We start from the raw sequence: 19059 nt of genomic DNA, 5'->3' as shown, positions 1-19059 counted from the left end.
CAGCTTTGTAAGGCTATGCTGCTATTCGCAGCAGCTTTTGACCCTGGCGGCTGTTTTCGGCATCCAACGGGTTTGAAAGGGGAAAAATCTGATGAAACATGTGATTTCAGCCGTTTGCTGCCTCGCTCTTTGTTCGGTTCCTGCGTTAGCCAAAGGGAAGCCCATGCAAGGCTCGACCATGACTGATCAGCAATTTGTCGAGTTCGTTGCACAGACGGACATGGTGGAAGCCAATCTTGGGCAATTGGCGCAAACCGCGTCTTCTTCGCAGCCAGTAAAAGATTATGCCCAGATGCTGGTCACCGATCACACAAACGACCTGCATAAAGTGCAAGACACAGCGCATCAGATGAGCCTCAATGTGCCAAACGCGATCGACGCCGAAAATAATAAGGCGATGATTGCTCCTTTCGAAAAATTGAACGGCGCGGCATTCGATGCTCGTTATGTCCGAGAAATGGTAGCTGGACACACCAAGGCAATAGCCATTTACAAAAAAGAAGCGGCAGATGCACAGAATCCAGCGCTGAAGTCTTATGCGGAGGAGACTTTGCCCGTTCTGGAGAAACATCTTGCCGGTGCGAAAGATCTGGAGAAGGCTAAAGCTCCAGCGAAGTGAATTGCCGTCAAACGCGCCCGAATTACTACGAACTCGCTGAGTTATACCAGCGCAGGACTCGGAGAGCGCGGAGTGTGTTCCAGCGGCTTGCCCTGCCGACCTCTGTCTCCATCTCCAACGGAATCTTTTCGGGATGAAGGAGGTTGAGCGGCCAGCGCCCATTCTGATGGCGGCGTTCCATCACGACTTCCATGGCCTCATTTACGCGGCTGTCGGGTTTGATTTCTGCATCGCGCAGATAATCGAGTCCGCGTAGGATGTCGTAGTGCCAATGCGTTGGGTATGAGAAGCGCAGCCAGCGTTTGTCGATGATTTCGCCAGTTCGAAGCGAGCGGAAGAGGCGACGTTCGAGGAGATAATTTTCGGCTCTTTTGCGGGCCTCGGTGACGGCTGTTGATTTGCGCCCTGCTCGCTCGTATTCGAGTAGTCCTTCGAGGACGCAGATGGTGGTGTGGAAGGAAGAACGACGGCTTTTGGGTGCTTCGCAGTTCCAGCCGCCATCTTCGAGCTGCTCGCCCAGGAGTTGATGGGCCAGAGCGTCGTTCGGCTCCTTGAGATACGCGCCGATGCCGAGGATTCTACCGTTGATGCAGGGCTCGGTTTCGCCATGAAGATAAGGCCGATTGTTGAGCGGCTTAAAGACGAGTCCCTTCTCGACGCGGTCGATCATTCGGCGAGCCTCTTTGCTGGCGGGGGCGAGGCCGAGGTCCTTCAGGACGACGAGGCTCCAGAGGGTAACGAGATCCCACTGCCCGCCAGGCCAGTCACCGGTCGGAGATTGGCGGGCGAGAAGCTGGGCTCCCCAGCCTTCGGTTGCGACGCGCGAGCGCTCGACTGCAATTGCTTTGGGGGGCTCATTGGTAAGGTCTCTCATGACCTGCCAGCGGATTGCGGGGTCGGAATCGAGGAGCCATCGGATGTGCGCGGGCCGGGGTGCGTAGTCTTGGTGGCGCATTGGGCCGTTATAGCATGCGGAAACGGAGATATTAGACCGTTCCGTCGCTCGTTTCCCGTATTGGAGCGGGGAAAGTAGCTGGAATTGGGCGCGAGGGAGGGAGAATTGGAACTAAAATGCCTGAATTTACATCTATATACAGAGCGAGACCGCACGGAGACCGTGGAAACGGGACGGACGAACGCCGAGCGCCTGCAAAAAATACTTGACTTGCGTGGGCGTTTTGCTGTTAATCCGGGAGGTGCGATGTGTTATTCTTTTACTCTCTGAAGGACATGCGTCCGACTGCCCCAAAGATGAGCTGCGGCTCCGGGGCGGGCCAAACTTGGCCAACTGCGCAGATTGTCCCGATCCGAGCAACTCAACCAGACATCGCTCTCCGATGTTGTTGGGCACTTTTGCCTGTACGGAGTTTGGCGGCTGAAAATATTTTCAGCTCTGGGCCAGACGCCGCATAGAGCTGCGTGTGCGACACGGTGAGCAGTCGAGACTTTTCGCGCAGGAGATGTGAGCGCTTTGGCGATTGAAGACAAATTCGAAGACGATATTTCAAACCTGATCGATTCGGGCAAAGAAAAAGGCTATCTGACGTATGGCGACGTGAATGACATGTTGCCGGACGATATGCACAATGCCGACGATCTGGACGACCTGATTACAACCATCGGCACCCAGGGCATCGATCTGCTCGATGGCCCCAAATTTGGCGGCGACAAGGACTTTGACCTCGAAGAGGGCGAAGATGTCGAGCTGGATCTGACCCCTGGGACGCTGGAAAAAACCAATGACCCTGTCCGCATGTACCTGCGGGAGATGGGCACCGTACCCCTGCTGACCCGCGAAGGCGAGGTCGAGATTGCCAAGCGCATTGAGCGCGGGCAGATGCGCGTGCTCAAGTCGCTGTCGCGTTCGCCCGTGGTGATTCGCGAGATTGTGGCGCTGGGCGAGGATTTGAAGCGCGGCGTGCGCAATGTGAAAGAAGTGGTGACCTTCGACGAGGAAGAGCTCACCGAAGATGTGGTGCAGGCTCGGGTTCGTCAGACGGCGAGCCGGATCGACGCGCTGGTGCGCCACCAGAAGAAAATCGCGCTGCTTGAGGAGAAGCTGCTCACGCTGAACGCCAAGACCAAGGCGCGCGAGCATCGCAAGACTCGCTGGCTCATTGCACGAGAGAAGATTCTGATTTCGCGGATTGTTCGCGAACTCAAGTACACCGGCCAGGAACGCAAGCGGCTCCTCGACAAGGTCAACAAGACGGTCGAGATCATGCGTTCGCTGGAGCGGCAGATCAAGTCGCTAGACCAGAAGTTCGACCTCTCCAAGAGCGAGGATCTGAAGAAGCAGTACCGGCAACAGCAGAAGAATTGCCACATCGATCTGGAAAAGCTGGAGCAGGAAGCGGGCGTCACAGTCGTCGAGCTGCGCCGGACGCAGCGCGAGATGATCCAGGGCGACATGGACGCGGAGAAGGCGAAGCGGGAGCTGATTGAAGCCAACCTTCGTCTCGTGGTCTCGATCGCGAAGAAATACACTAACCGCGGATTGCAGTTCCTCGACCTGATTCAGGAGGGCAACATCGGCCTGATGAAGGCTGTGGACAAGTTCGAGTATCGGCGTGGGTACAAGTTCTCGACGTATGCGACGTGGTGGATCCGGCAGGCGATTACCCGCGCCATTGCGGATCAGGCACGCACGATCCGTATTCCGGTGCACATGATCGAGACGATCAACAAGCTGATCCGCACGAGCCGCCAGCTTGTGCAAGAGCTGGGCCGCGAGCCTTCGAGCGAAGAGATTGCGCGCCGCATGGATATTCCGGTGGCGAAGGTCCGCAAGGTGCTCAAGATCGCGCAGGAGCCGATTTCCCTGGAAACGCCGATTGGCGAAGAGGAAGATTCGCATCTTGGCGACTTCATCGAAGACCGTCAGGCGGTTTCGCCTTCGGAGGCAGTGATCAGCGTGAATCTGAAGGAGTACACCTCGCAGGTGCTGCGTACTCTGACTCCGCGCGAGGAGCGGGTTATCAAGATGCGTTTTGGCCTCGAAGATGGCTCGGAGCACACGCTGGAAGAAGTTGGGCAGAGCTTCCAGGTGACGCGCGAGCGCATCCGGCAGATTGAAGCCAAGGCGCTGCGCAAGCTGCGTCATCCGTCGCGGTCGCGTAAGCTGCGGGCGTTTGTCGAGGGCGTGAAGGAACTGTAAGCCATCTGAGCCATAAAAGCACAAAGGCCGCAATCCGCGATGGATTGCGGCTTTTTGTTTTATGCTGCTTCCGCGGGGTCGAAGCGATTGGCCGGTGGCTTGGCTTTCTTCGGGCGGCGAACTACGAGTGTTCCGGCGATCATGTCGTAGATGCTCTGTTTTCGCGGGGTGAATGGAATTGTGAATACCGCCAGAACCGAGGCGAAGAAGGAGCAGATGATTTCGAAGCCGAGCATGGTGCTTGCTGCCTCGGCGTCGGATACCCCTGACCGGACGAAAGTATTCAATCCATAGGAGACCAGCCACGGCAGCGCGCGCAACAGATAGCGCGCAGAGTTACGGCCGAAGCTGGGGAGCCTTCCGTTTCGGTCCGTTACGGAGAGGCCACAGGCGAGTTCGCCGAGGGTGCCGTGCAAGACCCATTGCCTGGTCAACGCCTGGTACAGGTAGTCGGAGAGCAGCCAGATGCCAAAAATGCAGGTATCTTCTCCTGTCGTTCCATTCGCAATCTTGAGGGCATCTTCGGTAAAGATCACGAATCCGATTGCGACGATGCCCAGGGTCATGAAGACGCAGAAGTCTACCAGTCCTGCCAGTAGTCTTCGCCAGATTGTTGCCATCACCAGATCTACAGGCGCGGATGCGGATAGAGCAACCGAGCTGTCCGTGCGGCTGGCGGCGCCACGTTTGGGTTCTGGTTCTTTTGCTCCCCGTGCCGCTGGGGGCCTGGCGCCAGCCTGAATGAGAATTCCGGGGAATGCGAAGCGGCGATAAGCCCTTTTGCCTGCCGACCAGAGTGCCAGGTAGAGCAAGCTGCTGGTGAGGCCGCCCAGCCCGTATCCAAGAGTGTTGACGATGGTTTCGGCTAGCTCGGCCCGATTGCCGAACTCTTCGCGGCCTAGATTTGTGATTGCGCCGAGGCCAGGTGGCGCATTGATCTCCGACGCTGGTGATCCCTCAGCCAGCTTAGCCTTTGATTTTGCGGCGAATTTCGGTTGATTGGTCTGGTTGACGGGGATACTCCCGGTTGTCAGATCCTCTGCCTTTTCGTGTCTTTTGAGAATTTGTATCAGGTGCGGCTTGATCGACGGTCGAAGCCAATCGGAGATCTTCGGTGAGATGAACAGGAAAGCGATAAAGGCAATGCCGATGAGATAAGGTGTAAGTCGCCGGAATTGCCGCTCGAATACGGCTTCGGCGCGCTCCTTGTCCCGTGCGTCCTTGCTCTTCTTGAGAAACTCGATTGCTTTGTCAAATCCGGCTCGATAGAGCTGCGCCCAGGCCGCGTTCGGTGTCTGGGAGTACTGCCAGTCGAGCGCGGCCTGCAGGCCGGGATTGCGCAGGAGGGCTTCTTTGCCGGCGGCGAAGAGTTCCGCGCTTTCGGCCAGACGGCGATAGGTGCTGGCGGACTGCGCTTCCTCATCGGCCCATCGCTTGAGACGCTCCCAAACCCGCATCAGGATTTCGTGCGAGATGTCGATGACCGTTCCGGCTTCGAGCGCGTCGGTCAAGGGAGGCATCAGGAAAGAACGGCTGGGGTCCCGAAAGGCCTTCAGAACGGGAGTAAGTTCCTCAGGAGTTGCGCCGACTACCGAGCAAAGAGTCTGAAATGGCATCGGTCTGCGGATTCCACGGGCGTCGGTGCCGCGGTCGGTCAGCGCCTTGAATACTTTTTCGCACAACGTGCGTTGACGGCCGGGTTCCAGATCTCCATAAGCCTCGTCCGCGTGTTCGTCGAGGGCGCGCGCCATGGTGCCGACGGCCTCGTAGTCTTCGAGAGCAACAACGCCTTCGCCGTGCCGGTCTTCCTGCCAATGCGCCCAGGTCCGGTTGATGGCGTGCTGCATGATGGAGAGCTGGTCGGGATTGTCGCCGACATCGTTGATGGTGCGGGTGAGCAGGACAGGATTCAGTTCTCCGCCGACGACGCGCACTGGACCGGCGATGGCGGCGCGGCGCTCGTCGCGGGTGAGGCGCGGCACGAGGTACTGGCTTTCGTTGATGACTTCGGGTAGTCCGTCGAATTTGGAGCACTCGCCAAGGAAGTCGGAGCGCATCGTCAGGACGATGTAGATGGGGTACTCGGGGTGGGAGAGCGGTTCGAGGAGCAGGTTCACGAAGGCGATTGCGTCGCCGCTGACGCCGTCGGGGCTGGTGGCGCCGGCTGCCTTGCTGTACCGGAAGAGTTCCTCGAACTGATCGACGACGACGAGGAGATTTGTTCCCGGGGCGAGACGGGCAAAGCGATAGAGATCAGCCAGACCAAGGCTGCTCATTCGCAGGGTCGATTGGGCGATCTGGAAAAGGGACAGGCCGCCTGGATCTTCTTCGCCGAGAAAGCCGGGTTCCTGAGCGAATGCCTGGGCCATCGCCCGGATAGGGCTGCCGCCGGGGCGAAACTGAATCATGCACCAGGAGGTGCCTGCGGAGGCCATCAGACCGCGATGCAGCGCAGGTTTCAGGCCGCAGTTGACGAGAGACGATTTGCCGGTGCCTGAAGTGCCGACGACGGCGAGGAAGCGCGTCGCAGCGAGTTTGTCGACCATGCGGTCGACCTGGTGTTCCCGGCCAAAGAAGAGATGCTCTTCATCCTCGTGAAAGGGACGCAGGCCGGGGAATGGGTTCTCCAGTGTCGTCGAAACCGGTATGGTGAATGACACGAGTTCCGTCATCCGCGCACTCCGTTCATGGCAGTGAGGAAGGGAAGGACTGCCGCTTCGCTAATTCCTTCGAGGCAGTTGATCACGTTCGGTTCCTCGGTTGCGATTAGATAGCGCTTGGCGACGGTTTCGGGCCCGGCAAGGCAGGTGTAGATCGCCTTGTCATGCTGACCGCCTGAGTGTTTTCTCAGTTCGGCGTCGATGGACGCTCTCCACTGTGCGCCACCCTCGCCGTAGAAAACCAGAACACCGGAGGCCCGGCCGAAGAGATCCACACGCGTCTGGCGCACGGCTGCGGCATCTCCCTCAAACAAAGGAATCTCAACGTCGAATCCCCGCGCTTTCAGGAGCTTATTGAGCGGGATGGTGCTCATCAGGTCCTTTTCGTCGCAGATGAGGAAGATCATCTTGCGGCCATCCTGGCCACTTTTTGGCACGGCCGCCGCGGCAGCTGCCTGCTTCTGTTCCAGCTTCTGCAGTGCCGAGTGCATCGCGCCCTTGATTGCTTCCGGTTCGCGGGAAGAGATCAGGTCGGCTCCGAACTGAGCGTCGGCATTGGTTTGCAGCAGATTGATGAAGTCGACCTGCTCTTTTTGTTTGGGAGCGATGCCGTCGGGAACCCAGATCAGGCGCTTTAGTCCAGTGTTCCGGCTTTGTTGAATCGCCAGCTCATTCTGAAGCACCACGACCGACTTCTGGCTCGGTCCGTCGGGGACCATTCCATAGGCGCTCCCGATCAGATGGATCGACAGCTGGCTTTGCCGGAGGCACTCGGCTACCTGGGCTGTGTATGCCTCTTCATCTTTTGGCAGCTCCTGATCGGGCAGGACTCGGTAGCCATGGCGCTTCAGTTCGACATCCAGTGTCTCGCGGGCCGTACGTTGATCGAAACTGCACTCGGCCAGATACACGGTCGGCTTGGATTGGGTTGATGGGGTTGACGGAGTAGTTGTTGCGGTTTCCGGCTTAGCCCCGTTTATCGTGTCGGTCAGTGCCTTAGCCTGAGCTTTTGCCTCGGCCTCGGCCTCAGCGACCAGCTTCAGAAGCAGGCTTAACTGAAAGGCGAGTTTCTGCACTGTATCCAGAAATTTTTCGCCCCACTCGGCTCCGAAATAAGGGTCGTATTCGCGCGGTGTCTGGTCGCTGCCTACCTCGTAGAACTCGAAACCCAGCCCCTTGATCATGGCGGGGTGAGGGAGTTGACTGCGTTCGATTGGAGCCAGAACGACTTTGACCAGACGGAACTTGTTCTTCACCTCTAACCCAAGCGTCTGTTCGGCTACCTCGCAGAATTTCCCAACCTCCTGCTTGCACCAGTCTGATTTGATGTATCGAGGGCTGACTACGGAGAGCATCACGGCGGTCTTCGGAAACTGAGAGAGGATTTCTTTGGCGAAGTTGTCGTCGCCGGACAGCCTTTCGTCCTTCCAGATATGCGCCTTCTCGCCCATCCACCTCTCCAGAAGCGAGGCCAGCGAAAACTGAAAGCGGTCAACCCAGCCCTCCTGCCCCTTGATGAGGGGTTGATTATCGATGTGGGTGTAGCTGATGAACAGATCTGTCTCGAACGGCATAGTGGTCACCGGGGTTGTGGGGGAATACTACCATGATTGTTCGTGAAATCCGAGGTTTCGATCATCGCCTGGGAACTGGCGGGGCCAGCTTGGGGCGGGTATACTTCGGTCAAATCCGTCCAGGAGAAAACGCTTGAACCGTCTTGCGCTGGTATCTTTCGCGTTGCTTGCTCTTTCTGTTGCTGCTGTTGCCGATGCCGGGGCGCAGACGCCTGTTCCCACCAGAACGCCGACGATCGATCAATCGCTTGAGATGCACCATGTTGCTTCTCCGCGTATCTCGCCGGATGGCAAGCATGTGGTGTATGAGCAGACGCGCACGGATTGGGACGCGAATGCTTTTGAGACCGATCTCTGGCTGGCTGACACGGCGACGGGCGAGAGCCATCGCCTTACGGCCATGGCGAACTCCAGCAATAATGCCGCTTGGTCGCCGGATGGCCGCTGGATCGCGTTCCTGTCCAATCGTCCCGGGCCGCTTCCTAGCTCGCCGAAGGAAAAGAATCAGCTCTATGTGATGCCGCTCGATGGCGGGGAAGCGCAGCAGTTGACCAAGATGGAGGACGGCGTAGAGGGCTTCGAGTGGTCTCCTGACTCGAAGCGGATCGCGATTGCGGCCACCGGGCCTGAGCCCAAGGCGATGAAAGACCGCAAGGATTACTTCGGCGAGTATCATGTCTTTCACGCCGATTACGAAATGGCGCATCTGTGGCTGCTTGAGCTGCCCAAAACAGATGCCGCTGGCCGCACGGCTGCGCCTGCGGAGCCAAAGCTGCTGACTCAGGGAGAGACGTTCAGTGTCGGCTACTTCCGGTTTTCGCCGGATGGCTCGCGCATCGCTTTCAGCGCGCAACGCGATCCTGACCTGATCTCTGGCTTTTCCGCGGATATCTACACCGTTGCGGTCGCGGACGGCGCGGTGAAGAAACTGGTGGAAACGGCGGGACCGGACGTGAATCCGCATTGGTCGCCGGATGGAAGCCAGATCGCTTATGTGACATCGAATGGGAGCAAGTTCTTCTTTTATGCCGACCAGAGGATTGCGGTGGTCGACAGCAATGGTGGAACGCCTCGCGTGCTGACACAGGGCTTCGACGAAGACGCCGATTTGCTGGACTGGGGCCCGGATGGGATTTACTTCTCGGCGCTGCAGAAGATGGCTTCTTCGCTATTCGTGCTGAACCCGAAGACGGAGGCGGTCAGGAAGATCGAGATGCCGGGGTCTGAGATTGCGATGCAGTTCTCGCTTTCGAAGGACTTCCGGCATGTGGCGTATCAGGGTGCTGGGGCGAATCAATTCCCTGAGATTTATGCCTCGGAGCTTGCCTCGAATTTGGCTGCTGCTGCGCCTGTGAAGCTGACTCACGCTGGCGAGCAGCTCAGCGGATTCGATACGGCGAAGCGGGAGGTGGTTCAGTGGAAGTCGGGTGACGGCGCGATGATCGAGGGAGTTCTGTACAAGCCGGCAGACTTTTCGCCCAGCAAGAAGTATCCGTTGCTGGTTGTAATCCATGGTGGCCCGACGGGCATTGATATGCCGATGATCAATCCAGACCGGTATTACCCGATGGAGCGTTTTGTGGCCAAGGGCGCACTGATCCTGCGGCCGAATTATCGCGGTTCGGCGGGGTATGGCGAGAAGTTTCGTTCGCTGAATGTGCGGAATCTTGGGGTGGGCGATTATGCGGATGTGATCTCGGGCGTTGACTACCTGATCGCGCAGGGCTTTGTGGACAAGGATCGCGTGGGTTCGATGGGCTGGAGTGAAGGTGGTTATATCTCGGCTTTCATCACGACATCGAGCGACCGCTTCAAAGCGGTTTCGGTCGGCGCGGGGATCTCGGACTGGATGACTTACTACGCCAATACCGATATAACTCCGTTTACGCCGCAGTATCTGAAAGCAACGCCATGGGACGATCCGGAGATTTACAGGAAGACTTCGCCGATCAGCTATATCGCCAAAGCGAAGACGCCGACGTTAATTCAGCATGGGGGTTCGGACCGGCGGGTTCCGGTGGCGAATTCCTTTGAGCTGCGGCAGGCTCTGGAAGATCATGGCGTGCCGGTGAAGATGGTGGTGTACGACGGATTCGGACACCCCATCAACAAGCCCAAGCAGCAGCGGGCGGTGATGGAAGAGAACGAATACTGGTTCGATCACTATATCTGGGGAGATCCTTTGCCGACGGCTCTCACGCCGGTGGTCAAGCCAGCCAAGCCGTAGCGCCGGTCTGATCGCTGTGGCCGGTGTAATTATTTCTGGTCAATTATCTCTGGGCTGCTTGCGTGGCGCATTTCCCGAGCGAGTTTTTTCTGTTGCCGCTTGCTCTCTTTGTGCACATACATTGCCGCGTCCGCGGAGCGCTGCAGCTCTTCTTCGGTGGCGCCGTCGGCCGGGTAGACTGCCAGGCCGACGCTGGCGGAGCCGTGCAGTTGAATCCCCTCCAGATCAAACGGCTCGTCAAAGCACCGTTCCAGGCGAAGGGCGATCTCCTCGGCATCGGCCCGGCTGCGAAGAATGGGCACGAGAGCGAGGAACTCGTCGCCGCCGATTCGGGTCAGCATGTCTTCGCTGCGCAACTGAAGCTTCATGCGCCGCGTTACCTCCTGCAGGTAGAGGTCGCCGATCCGGTGTCCGTAGTGGTCGTTGACCTGTTTGAACCGATCGAGGTCGACATAGATCATGCCGAAGACGGCCTCGCTGCGGCGTGCTGACTGCATCAGTTGATCGAGTCTCTTCTCCATGCTGAATCGGTTTGGAATATCGGTGAGCAGATCGTGCTCGGAGCGATGGCGCAGATCGCTGTACAGGCGGCGGGTATCGATGGCCAACTCGGCAAGCCGCGCTCCGGCCGCTATCGCAGCGGAAATTTCAGCTTCGCTGGAGATGTGGCGCAGCGGGGTTGCCAACAAAAGACCCAGTGTGGCGCCGTCTCTGGAAAGCAGTTCCTCGCAGACGATTGCGGGATCGACGGGACGCTCCGGACGAGCGCCTTCTCCGAGACTGGCGCTCAATTCGAAGCGACAAGACGCGCCATACAATCGCGACGAAACCATGGTCTGGATCTCCTGCAAGACCTTTGGCAAGGGGGCGGAACTGCTGATGAGTTCGAGGATGCGGCTTCTCTGCTGCTCCTGACGCGCCAGTCTGCGCTCGCGGATTGCATCTTCCTGGCTCTGCCTGGCCGATATGGCCGTCTGCTTGCGCAACTGACGGTCGAGCAGCCCTGCCCAGATCACGAAGATCAGGATGATCGCGCTTAACAACGTAATCACGTACGCCAGCCGTCTGACTGTCCACCACGAGGGCTGCTGCAATACAACAACATCGGCCAGCGAGCGCATGCGAATGTCAAACCAGAACCGGTCGCGCCAGTGGTTGCCGAAGTCCGTAAAACATACTCCAATCACGCGCACCCGGCTTCCGAGGGTGGGGATGATTGCGTACGACAGGGCGTTGGCTGCGTCGGAGGAACTGTGCCGCAGCGTTGCAGAAAACAGGTGGCCGCCGGAGTCGATGATGAACAGGTCGACGCGCGAGTCATGCACCAGGCCGACGACTTCGCCCTCCATGGCGACAAGGTCGTTGGCATAGGCTCCGGCGGAGGCCCTCTCCCAATCAATCTTGGTGGGTGGGAACGATGTAGCCTGCGTTGCTGCTCGTAACTGGCTATCTTCCAGACGGACATTTTCATCGTCGATGGTGGGAAAGCCAGAGGCCTCAACTGCGGAGCCGGCATGCAATGGCAGCGTGGAATCGGTTTTCACCAGCATCGACCTGCCGCTTTGCTCCACCACCGCGAGCGCGCCCGGCTCGAAATAGGTGAGCGTGCCGGTGATCCGAACGCGCTGGCTCTGATTGCTGAACCGGTAATAATCGATCACATGATCCATTGGGATCACCGGGATCGACCACGAATCGGAAGACGCACGGCGAATGTAAGTCAGATCCTTCCAGGAGTTCATATCCAGCGAGATCCCGCCTTCCTGCATCTTGCTGTCGAACGTTGCCGCGGCGACACCGGTGAGGCTGACATCAGCGTCCAGGAGCGCTTCTGGACGCAGGTCGCCGGGGCGGACAATGATTCCGTCCACGGTGCCGCCGGGGACTTTGATCCGCAGGCGCAGTTTCGGGTTTGGCTGGGAGTCATCGAATGCGGCGGAGAGGATGTGCCCGCTGATCTGCACGTATTGGCAGTCGAATTCAGAGCGGATCAACTGGTCGAACTCTGCGTGTTGCGGGGCCGGCAATACACCGTGAGCGAGGAAGCGAATCTGGCTTGCCATCACCATCGGACGGAAGCTGGCATTGGTCACGCCAGTGACCGCGATCCGGTCTCCGGCGGCGAGTCCGTTCTCTGAACCAAGCTTTGAACCGAGCTCGGGACTGAGCTGGATATACAGCCCTAAGCCGCCTTCCATGACGAAGAGATTATTCTCGGAGGGTCGCGCATAGGTGATGGTGGCTTCGATCTGAACAGGGAGGTCCTTGGCAGCTTCCACGTTGCTCAAATACTTTATGTCCCGTATGTGGGTGAGCGGGGCTCGGTTCTGGCCAGGCGCGGCTGCTGCAAGAGGCAAAAAGAGCAGAAGCAGCAGGAATGACGACAGCTTCCGCATTTGTTTGCCTCCCGCCACTTTCGGGCCTTGCACATAAGCTTCCGGTCGGTTATTCACCTTAATGAACTATCGGCCGGCTTTGATGTAACGGTAGATATAAGCCCTGGGAACCAACCCACATCTAACCCCGCCAGCAATGTGCTCGCAGAGCTAAGAATAACGTTCCTTCTGCAATAGGTAAAATCCCTAAAATGTGTCACTTGTATCCCTTAAGTGTCAGTTCCAGGCCGCGTCTGCTTTAATAGGCGGTTGACACTCATCACCTCCCGGGCGATGGAAACTTCACAACGGGAGAAAGTGCAGATGTGTCGGAGCAGTAATTATGACCAACGAATCAGACTTAGTCGAATTTATTCCGGCCAGAACCGGCGTACAGTCCCGAATTGAGTCGCAATATTCGCGGCGCGGAACCCAATCGCTCCCAACGCGGAGGATCCGCGTGCTTGGCGTGCCGCTTGATCTCGGGGCAAGCCGCCGGGGCGTGGATATGGGGCCGTCGGCAATGCGCGTTGCCGGCCTCGAAGCGCGGCTTGAAGCGCTTGGGCATCAGGTCGTCGATGGTGGCAATATCCGGGTCGAAATAGCGGAAACGCAGAACTTGGGCAGCGCCAACGCCCGTTTCCTTCGAGAGATTGCCGATACCTGCACCCGAACGGCGGAGGCTGTGGTTCAGACGCTGGAAGACGGCATGACGCCGCTGGTCTTGGGCGGGGATCACTCGCTGGCCGCTGGAACGATTTCTGGAGTGGCCGAGTTTTACCGCCGCGCCAATCAGAAGATCGGTGTTATCTGGATCGACGCCCACTCCGATATCAACACGCCGGAGACCTCGCCCTCTGGCAACGTGCATGGCATGCCGCTGGCGGCGCTGTTGGGGTTGGGTGCCGGCTCGGGACTCGATTTAGGATCCGACTCAGGTTTGGGCCCGCTGAGCCACATTTTCGGGTACTCGCCGAAGATTTCTCCCGAGAACACGGTGATTGTTGGTGTTCGCGACATCGATTCGGCAGAACGGGATAACATCCGCCGCGCTGGCGTGGCCGAGGTATACACCATGCGCGACATCGATGAGCGCGGGATGCGCGCGGTGATGGAGGAAGCTTTGCGCGCCGCAGGGCGCGGCACCGTCGGCTACCACGTATCGCTCGACATGGACTGGATCGATCCCGAAGACGCTCCAGGTGTGGGCACGCCGGTTCGCGGAGGCGTGACGTATCGCGAGGCTCATCTGGCCATGGAGATACTCGCCGACGATGGCAAATTGCTCAGCTTTGAGATCGTCGAGGTCAATCCAGTGATTGACGAGCGCAACCGGACTGCGGATCTGGCTGTGGAACTGGCTTGCTCAGCGTTTGGGAAGAAGATATTGTGACGACGAAACAAAATCCGGCGTGCCACCTGCACTCGGAAACAGGGACACTACAATCGAAGAGGCATGGCTAAGAAACTGCGCGTAGGTATTCTCTTTGGTGGCAGGAGCGGCGAGCATGAAGTTTCGTTGCTTTCGGCAGCTTCGATTCTTAAGGCAATTGATCGCAGGAAGTTCGATGTGGTGCCGATCGGCATCACCAAAACTGGCCGTTGGCTCACAGCGGGCGGTGCGCAGGCGCTGCTGACGGGCAACCACTCCGAGTCCGCCGACCTGGTTCTCCAGGCCGAGGCAGAGACGACGGCATCCCCGGCGGATGCTGTCACGGCGCTTGTTCCTGACGCGGCGAGCCTGGGTTCGGGACGGCTGGATGTGGTTTTCCCAGTACTACATGGGACCTTTGGCGAAGATGGCACGATTCAGGGACTCTTTGAACTGGCGGATATCGCCTATGTGGGTTCCGGCGTTTTGGGCTCGGCTGCTGGGATGGACAAGGATGCCATGAAGCGGCTCTTTGCGCAGGCGCGACTGCCCATTGTGAAGCATGTCACAGTTCTACGGACTGCGTGGGAGGCTTCGCCGCGCAAGACGGTGGCGGCTATCGAAGCGGCGCTGAAGTACCCGATTTTCGTCAAGCCGGCCAATCTTGGTTCCTCGGTTGGAATCAGCAAGGTCCATGATCGAAAGGAGCTTGGTCCGGCGCTGACGCTTGCGGCTTGCTTTGATCGGAAGATCGTTATCGAGCAGGGAGTGGGCGGCGCGAAGAAGAAGGCGCGGGAACTGGAAGTGGCTGTGCTGGGAAATGATGATCCGAAGGCGAGCGTGGTTGGTGAGATTGTGCCTGGCAAGGAGTTTTACGATTACGAGGCGAAGTATCTCTCGGACGGCTCCGTACCGATCATTCCGGCCAAGATCACTGCGGCTGAATCAAAACAAATCCGCGCGATGGCTGTCGAGGCTTTTCGCGCTTGCGATCTGGCCGGTCTGGCTCGCGTCGATTTCCTGATGGAGCCGGATGGCAAGCGCAGGATTTATCTGAATGAAGTCAATACGTTGCCCGGCTTTACCTCCATCAGCATGTATCCCAAGCTGTGGCAGGCTACTGGCCTTGGCTATTCAGATTTGATCAGCCGTCTGATCGAACTGGCCTTCGAACGCCATAAGGAGCGCAGCCGAACCAGCTTCAGTTTTAATGTCGCCAAGGGATGAGGGGAACAAATAGGAGGACGCCGGAGCACACAGGGAACACTTTCCGGGGTCTGGTTGTCTCTAATAGAAGTGTTCCCGATTTGCGGGCAGCCCGGTGATCGGCCATTTCTGCCCAGATGCTTCTTTTTCAACCCGCTCGGCTGAGGAATAGCAAACGATGACCCTGATGGATGCGCCCAAGTTCGATGCTGCCCGCTCACGCCGCCGTTCCCAGGTGTTCTCGGGCACTTTGGCTTTCCTGTTCGTGTTTCTTGTCGGAATGTGGTTTTTTACGGGGCGGCCAATCGACTATCCGTGGAATTGGTGGACCTACTGGGCGGGCGAGCGCGATGTCAACCAGTTTCTGCAGGCGGTGGAAGGCAACGACCTGCCTCGCGCCTACGGTATCTGGCGCAATGACTTCGACTGGAAACAGCATCAGGCCCAGTACGCGACTTATCCTTACGAGCGATTTGCGGAAGACTGGGGCCGGGACAGTTCGGCGAACGACTATGGAACCATCAGCAGCCATATTATCGTCGCGAGAAAGCTCACTGGCACGGAGTTGATCGTGGGTGCGATGATTAATGGGCGCAAGAGCAAGCCGCTCTTTCTTGCCTTTGACAAGAAAGAGCATACGCTTGGATTTTCTCCGTTTGAGCTGAGTTTGGACCACTACTGAGTGGCGGTTAGTTCCGCCAGGGCTTTCTCAAGGCTTGCTGCGTCCTCGACGTTGACGCATTTCTGGCTGCGGTCGATCTGGCGGAGCAATCCGGCGAGGACTTTGCCCGGTCCGACTTCAACATACGTCACTGCTCCTGCCGCAGCGAGCGCCTGAACGCAGCCGACCCAGTTGACGGTTCCTGTCACCTGTTCGATGAGCGCGGTGCGTGCCTGATCGGCGGTCGTTACCAGGGTTCCGCTGACGTTGGCGGCAACGGGAATGCGTGGCTCGGCCATCGTGATGCCGCTGAGGAACTTGGCGACATCGGCCTGAGCAGGCTGCATGAGCGCGCAATGGAAGGGAGCGCTGACTGGCAGCATCACTACTTTGCGGGCTCCGCGAGCTTTCGCCAGTTCGGCAGCTTTCTCAACGGCGGTCGTCGCACCGGAGATCACGGTCTGATCCGGCGAGTTGAAGTTCGCGGCCGACACGACCAATCCAGTTGCAGCCGCTGCTTCGGCGCATGCTTCAGAGACCTGCTCGGCAGCCAACGCGAGGATCGCGGCCATGGCGCCCTCGCCTGCCGGGACGGCGGTCTGCATGGAGCGTCCTCGGGCTTTCACGGCCCGAACGGCGTCGGTGAAGCTGAGCGTTCCCGCTGCCACGTGCGCTGACCATTCTCCGAGAGAGTGCCCGGCGGCTAGCGCTGGCGTGATTCCGTGCTCGGCTAGGGTGCGATGGGCGGCGACGCTTACGGTCAGAATTGCCGGCTGCGTATTCTCGGTCAAACGCAATTCATCGTCGGGGCCGTCGAGGAAGATTCGGCTCAGCGGAAAGCCGAGTGCGTCATCGGCTTCGGCAAAGGTTGCGGCAGCGACGGGGAAATTTTCGGCGAGGCTGCGGCCCATGCCCACGGTTTGCGAACCCTGGCCGGGAAAGAGGAAAGCGATCTTTTTCGTAGTCATACAGGAAGGGATTCTACTGGATTCAACGGGGTAAGGGTTGAGTCGCTAATTCCAGCGCTTGCGGTCGTCGTGCTTGACGTCGTCTTCGTCGATCAGCCGGCCCTGACCATCGAAGCGAACGGTGCGGCCCTGTTTCTTCATGTACACCTGAAATTTGCTGGCCGCCCGGCGGCGCTTCCAGCGGTAATATTGGTTGCGCAGGCCGTACCAGCGCTCGCTCAGAGCGAATCCGAAGCCGCGGCGGGGGGAGCTGCGCACGTACAGGATGGCGGCCAGCGCTCCGCCGAGTTGTGCGAAGGCGTAGATGCGCTGTTCGCCGAAGGTCTGCGCGAGGGCAATCAGGGTGTAGATGATAGCCAGATATTTGGCTTTGATGCCGATGACGAAGAAAAGCTGGAATTGCAAGTCGCCGTGCAGCACGGCGATGGCCGTGAGCATTCCGAAGATGCCGCCCATGCAGCCGTAGATGGTGATCAGCGGTTGCGGCGAGCCGAGCTTGTAGCCGATGGCGAAGATCACGACTGCCGTCAGCGCCGCTCCAAGGACTGAAACCAGATAGAGGCCGTCCAGCCATCGGCTGCCGTGCATCGATTCTAGGAGGCCGCCGAGAAACCACAGCGACAGCAACTCAAAGAGTGTTCCGAGTAGCGCGGGGTGTACGAGGCTGTACGTGAGCGGCTGCCAGATTTCTCCGGCAAAGACCATGTCCGGACGCAAGGCGAGATGGCTGATCAGGGTCAGCAGCGTGTCCAGCCGAGCGGTGGTTGCCAGCAGCAGCACAAAATACGCCACCAGGTTCCACAGGATCAGGCGGCGCGTGGCACCGGAGAACTCGGGAAATGCGAATTGTGCAGAACCGAACCTGGGCATATTCGTCTTCCTTGAGCCTACATCCTCTCAAGCTTCAATGTCATGCGCCAGTCGTTTTGCGTCAGATTCATCTGAGTTTTCGAGAAATTTGATGGGATTGACGCCAGATACTGAATGACAATTCGTCTTCAGCTCGTCAGTCGTCGCACCAGCAGCAGGGTTTGATCGTCCAATTGTCTGCCGTAGCTACGCGCTGCACTAAGGACAGACGCCGCCAACTCGTGGAGTGGCAGCTCGGCGCAGTCGGTCACTAGTTTTTCCAGCCGCGCAGCTCCGAATTCGACACTGTGCTCTGCACCCCGCCTGGATTTTGTCTCCGAAGCCACTTCGAGAATGCCATCCGTCGCGATCACTACCAGGTCACCTGATTCCATAGGCAACCGGCAGGCGGGAAACTCGGAGACTGGGAGCAATCCGAGCGGAAACTGCTGCTCCTCAATGCAGGTGATGCTTCGACTTGCCGCGCTCCAGTGAAGCAGCGGCGGGCTGGCGGCCATCCCATAAAACGACTCTCCGTCCTGGTTGAGGCGAAGCGAGGTAAATGTGGCGTACATGTGGGCTTCTTTTACCTGCGGCAGCACCACGTTTAGCCGGTACATCAGCTGCGATAGCATGGCCTTGCCGTCAACTTCGTCTTCGTCTGCCAGGGCAGTTCTTATCGCTGTCTTCAACATGCCCATCAGGATTCCGGCCTGCAGTCCATGCCCGGCAATATCCGCCACGTAGGCCACTGTATCGCCGCAGGGCAGGTCGACCACGTCAACCAGGTCGCCGCCGACCTTTTCGCTGGGATGAGAGATTCCGTAGATTTCGAAACAACAGGTCTTTGGGCTGACGGGCGGAACGAGTGTCTTTTGAATGCCCTGGGCCAGTTCAAGCTCGCTCCTCATGCGCATTGCCTCCTGTCCGGTCATCTTCATGAATCGGAGGAAGCAGATGAACGAGGCGACGATCACAATTGCAATGGAGGTAGCCGCGAAATGCAGACCGGCCCCGGACGGGACAGGCGAGAGATGCCACGTCGCCTCCAGCCACTCGCGGATGACACGGTTGATTGTCGACAGGACGAACTGAAGCGCAATCATCCCCAACAGGCAGTACATCGGCAACCGGGCGGCAACCACGATCCAGAGCACTGTGTTCAGCCCGCTGACAATCCCAATAGTGAGGGCGACGGCGTATGGCATTCTGCCGCCGTCCAACAGATCTTCGTAAAATCCGCTGACAGTGAACAGAAGAAAGGCCCCTGCCAGAAGCACGCCAAACTGGCGGAACGGAAGGTTGTGCAGGTACGCCCAGCGCGGCGATCTCCGCACCATCCAATCGATCAGACGTTTGGTCATACGCAGCACCATAGCAGAGGCTACGCA

General features: G+C 58.5%; 13 protein-coding genes. 6 read left to right on the top strand and 7 right to left on the bottom strand.

What is annotated here, in order from left to right:
• Nucleotides 1–91 precede the first annotated feature (91 nt).
• Nucleotides 92–619, top strand: a complete 528-nt coding sequence (locus tag OHL23_RS04140; protein ID WP_263350504.1) for a DUF4142 domain-containing protein — start codon at nucleotides 92–94, stop codon at nucleotides 617–619.
• Nucleotides 620–644: 25 nt separating this feature from the next.
• Here the strand turns inward: OHL23_RS04140 and OHL23_RS04135 are convergent, their stop codons facing one another.
• On the bottom strand, nucleotides 645–1574 hold the full coding sequence (locus OHL23_RS04135; protein WP_263350503.1) for a hypothetical protein: 930 nt from the start codon (nucleotides 1572–1574) through the stop codon (nucleotides 645–647).
• A gap of 516 nt (nucleotides 1575–2090) precedes the next feature.
• Here OHL23_RS04135 and rpoD point away from each other — a divergent pair.
• Nucleotides 2091–3776 (top strand): RNA polymerase sigma factor RpoD, encoded by a 1686-nt coding sequence (gene rpoD, locus OHL23_RS04130; RefSeq protein WP_263351723.1) that lies wholly within the window; start codon nucleotides 2091–2093, stop codon nucleotides 3774–3776.
• Between the two features lie 59 nt (nucleotides 3777–3835).
• On the opposite strand, the gene OHL23_RS04125 is transcribed toward rpoD, so the two are convergent.
• A complete protein-coding gene (locus OHL23_RS04125) occupies nucleotides 3836–6448 on the bottom strand; it encodes an nSTAND1 domain-containing NTPase (protein WP_263350502.1) in 2613 nt (870 codons plus the stop codon).
• On the bottom strand, nucleotides 6445–8010 hold the full coding sequence (locus OHL23_RS04120) for a toll/interleukin-1 receptor domain-containing protein (protein ID WP_263350501.1): 1566 nt from the start codon (nucleotides 8008–8010) through the stop codon (nucleotides 6445–6447). Before OHL23_RS04120 ends, OHL23_RS04125 begins: the two co-directional genes overlap by 4 nt.
• 133 nt (nucleotides 8011–8143) lie before the next feature.
• Between OHL23_RS04120 and OHL23_RS04115 the strand changes: the two genes are divergently transcribed.
• Nucleotides 8144–10237: a S9 family peptidase gene (locus OHL23_RS04115; RefSeq protein ID WP_263350500.1), complete on the top strand. Its 2094-nt coding sequence runs from the start codon at nucleotides 8144–8146 to the stop codon at nucleotides 10235–10237.
• 29 nt (nucleotides 10238–10266) lie between these two features.
• Here OHL23_RS04115 and OHL23_RS04110 read toward each other — a convergent pair whose 3' ends face one another.
• Nucleotides 10267–12633 carry a GGDEF domain-containing protein gene (locus OHL23_RS04110; protein ID WP_263350499.1) on the bottom strand — a complete coding sequence of 789 codons (2367 nt, stop codon included), beginning with the start codon at nucleotides 12631–12633 and terminating at the stop codon, nucleotides 10267–10269.
• A gap of 322 nt (nucleotides 12634–12955) precedes the next feature.
• Here OHL23_RS04110 and rocF point away from each other — a divergent pair, with 322 nt between their 5' ends.
• The 3 genes from rocF to OHL23_RS04095 all read left to right on the top strand — a co-directional run bounded on the left by rocF (nucleotide 12956) and on the right by OHL23_RS04095 (nucleotide 15872).
• Nucleotides 12956–14005: an arginase gene (gene rocF / locus OHL23_RS04105; RefSeq protein WP_263350498.1), complete on the top strand. Its 1050-nt coding sequence runs from the start codon at nucleotides 12956–12958 to the stop codon at nucleotides 14003–14005.
• A gap of 63 nt (nucleotides 14006–14068) precedes the next feature.
• Complete coding sequence (locus OHL23_RS04100; protein ID WP_263350497.1) at nucleotides 14069–15211, top strand: D-alanine--D-alanine ligase family protein; 1143 nt, start codon at nucleotides 14069–14071, stop codon at nucleotides 15209–15211.
• 157 nt (nucleotides 15212–15368) lie between these two features.
• Nucleotides 15369–15872: a hypothetical protein gene (locus OHL23_RS04095; protein ID WP_263350496.1), complete on the top strand. Its 504-nt coding sequence runs from the start codon at nucleotides 15369–15371 to the stop codon at nucleotides 15870–15872.
• On the opposite strand, the gene fabD is transcribed toward OHL23_RS04095, so the two are convergent.
• From fabD to OHL23_RS04080, 3 genes are all read right to left on the bottom strand, one after another.
• A complete protein-coding gene (gene fabD, locus OHL23_RS04090; RefSeq protein WP_263350495.1) occupies nucleotides 15866–16819 on the bottom strand; it encodes an ACP S-malonyltransferase in 954 nt (317 codons plus the stop codon). The genes OHL23_RS04095 and fabD overlap by 7 nt on opposite strands.
• A 45-nt stretch (nucleotides 16820–16864) precedes the next feature.
• Entirely contained in the window at nucleotides 16865–17689 is an 825-nt protein-coding gene (locus OHL23_RS04085; protein WP_263350494.1) for a rhomboid family intramembrane serine protease, read from the bottom strand.
• A gap of 128 nt (nucleotides 17690–17817) precedes the next feature.
• Nucleotides 17818–19032 (bottom strand): PP2C family protein-serine/threonine phosphatase, encoded by a 1215-nt coding sequence (locus tag OHL23_RS04080; protein ID WP_263350493.1) that lies wholly within the window; start codon nucleotides 19030–19032, stop codon nucleotides 17818–17820.
• Nucleotides 19033–19059 lie beyond the last annotated feature (27 nt).

Source organism: Acidicapsa acidisoli (genome assembly GCF_025685625.1).
Lineage (GTDB): Bacteria > Acidobacteriota > Terriglobia > Terriglobales > Acidobacteriaceae > Acidicapsa > Acidicapsa acidisoli.
The sequence above is the reverse complement of the archived record's forward strand: the minus strand, read 5'-3'. Positions and strand labels throughout refer to the sequence as shown.

Excerpts from the sequence above, each read along its gene's own strand:
- OHL23_RS04140 (WP_263350504.1), top strand. The coding sequence starts at position 92 with ATGAAACATGTGATTTCAGCCGTTTGCTGCCTCGCTCTTTGTTCGGTT.
- OHL23_RS04135 (WP_263350503.1), bottom strand. The coding sequence starts at position 1,574 with ATGCGCCACCAAGACTACGCACCCCGGCCCGCGCACATCCGATGGCTC.
- OHL23_RS04125 (WP_263350502.1), bottom strand. The coding sequence starts at position 6,448 with ATGACGGAACTCGTGTCATTCACCATACCGGTTTCGACGACACTGGAG.
- OHL23_RS04120 (WP_263350501.1), bottom strand. The coding sequence starts at position 8,010 with ATGCCGTTCGAGACAGATCTGTTCATCAGCTACACCCACATCGATAAT.
- OHL23_RS04110 (WP_263350499.1), bottom strand. The coding sequence starts at position 12,633 with ATGCGGAAGCTGTCGTCATTCCTGCTGCTTCTGCTCTTTTTGCCTCTT.
- rocF (WP_263350498.1), top strand. The coding sequence starts at position 12,956 with ATGACCAACGAATCAGACTTAGTCGAATTTATTCCGGCCAGAACCGGC.
- OHL23_RS04100 (WP_263350497.1), top strand. The coding sequence starts at position 14,069 with ATGGCTAAGAAACTGCGCGTAGGTATTCTCTTTGGTGGCAGGAGCGGC.
- OHL23_RS04095 (WP_263350496.1), top strand. The coding sequence starts at position 15,369 with ATGACCCTGATGGATGCGCCCAAGTTCGATGCTGCCCGCTCACGCCGC.
- fabD (WP_263350495.1), bottom strand. The coding sequence starts at position 16,819 with ATGACTACGAAAAAGATCGCTTTCCTCTTTCCCGGCCAGGGTTCGCAA.
- OHL23_RS04085 (WP_263350494.1), bottom strand. The coding sequence starts at position 17,689 with ATGCCCAGGTTCGGTTCTGCACAATTCGCATTTCCCGAGTTCTCCGGT.
- OHL23_RS04080 (WP_263350493.1), bottom strand. The coding sequence starts at position 19,032 with ATGACCAAACGTCTGATCGATTGGATGGTGCGGAGATCGCCGCGCTGG.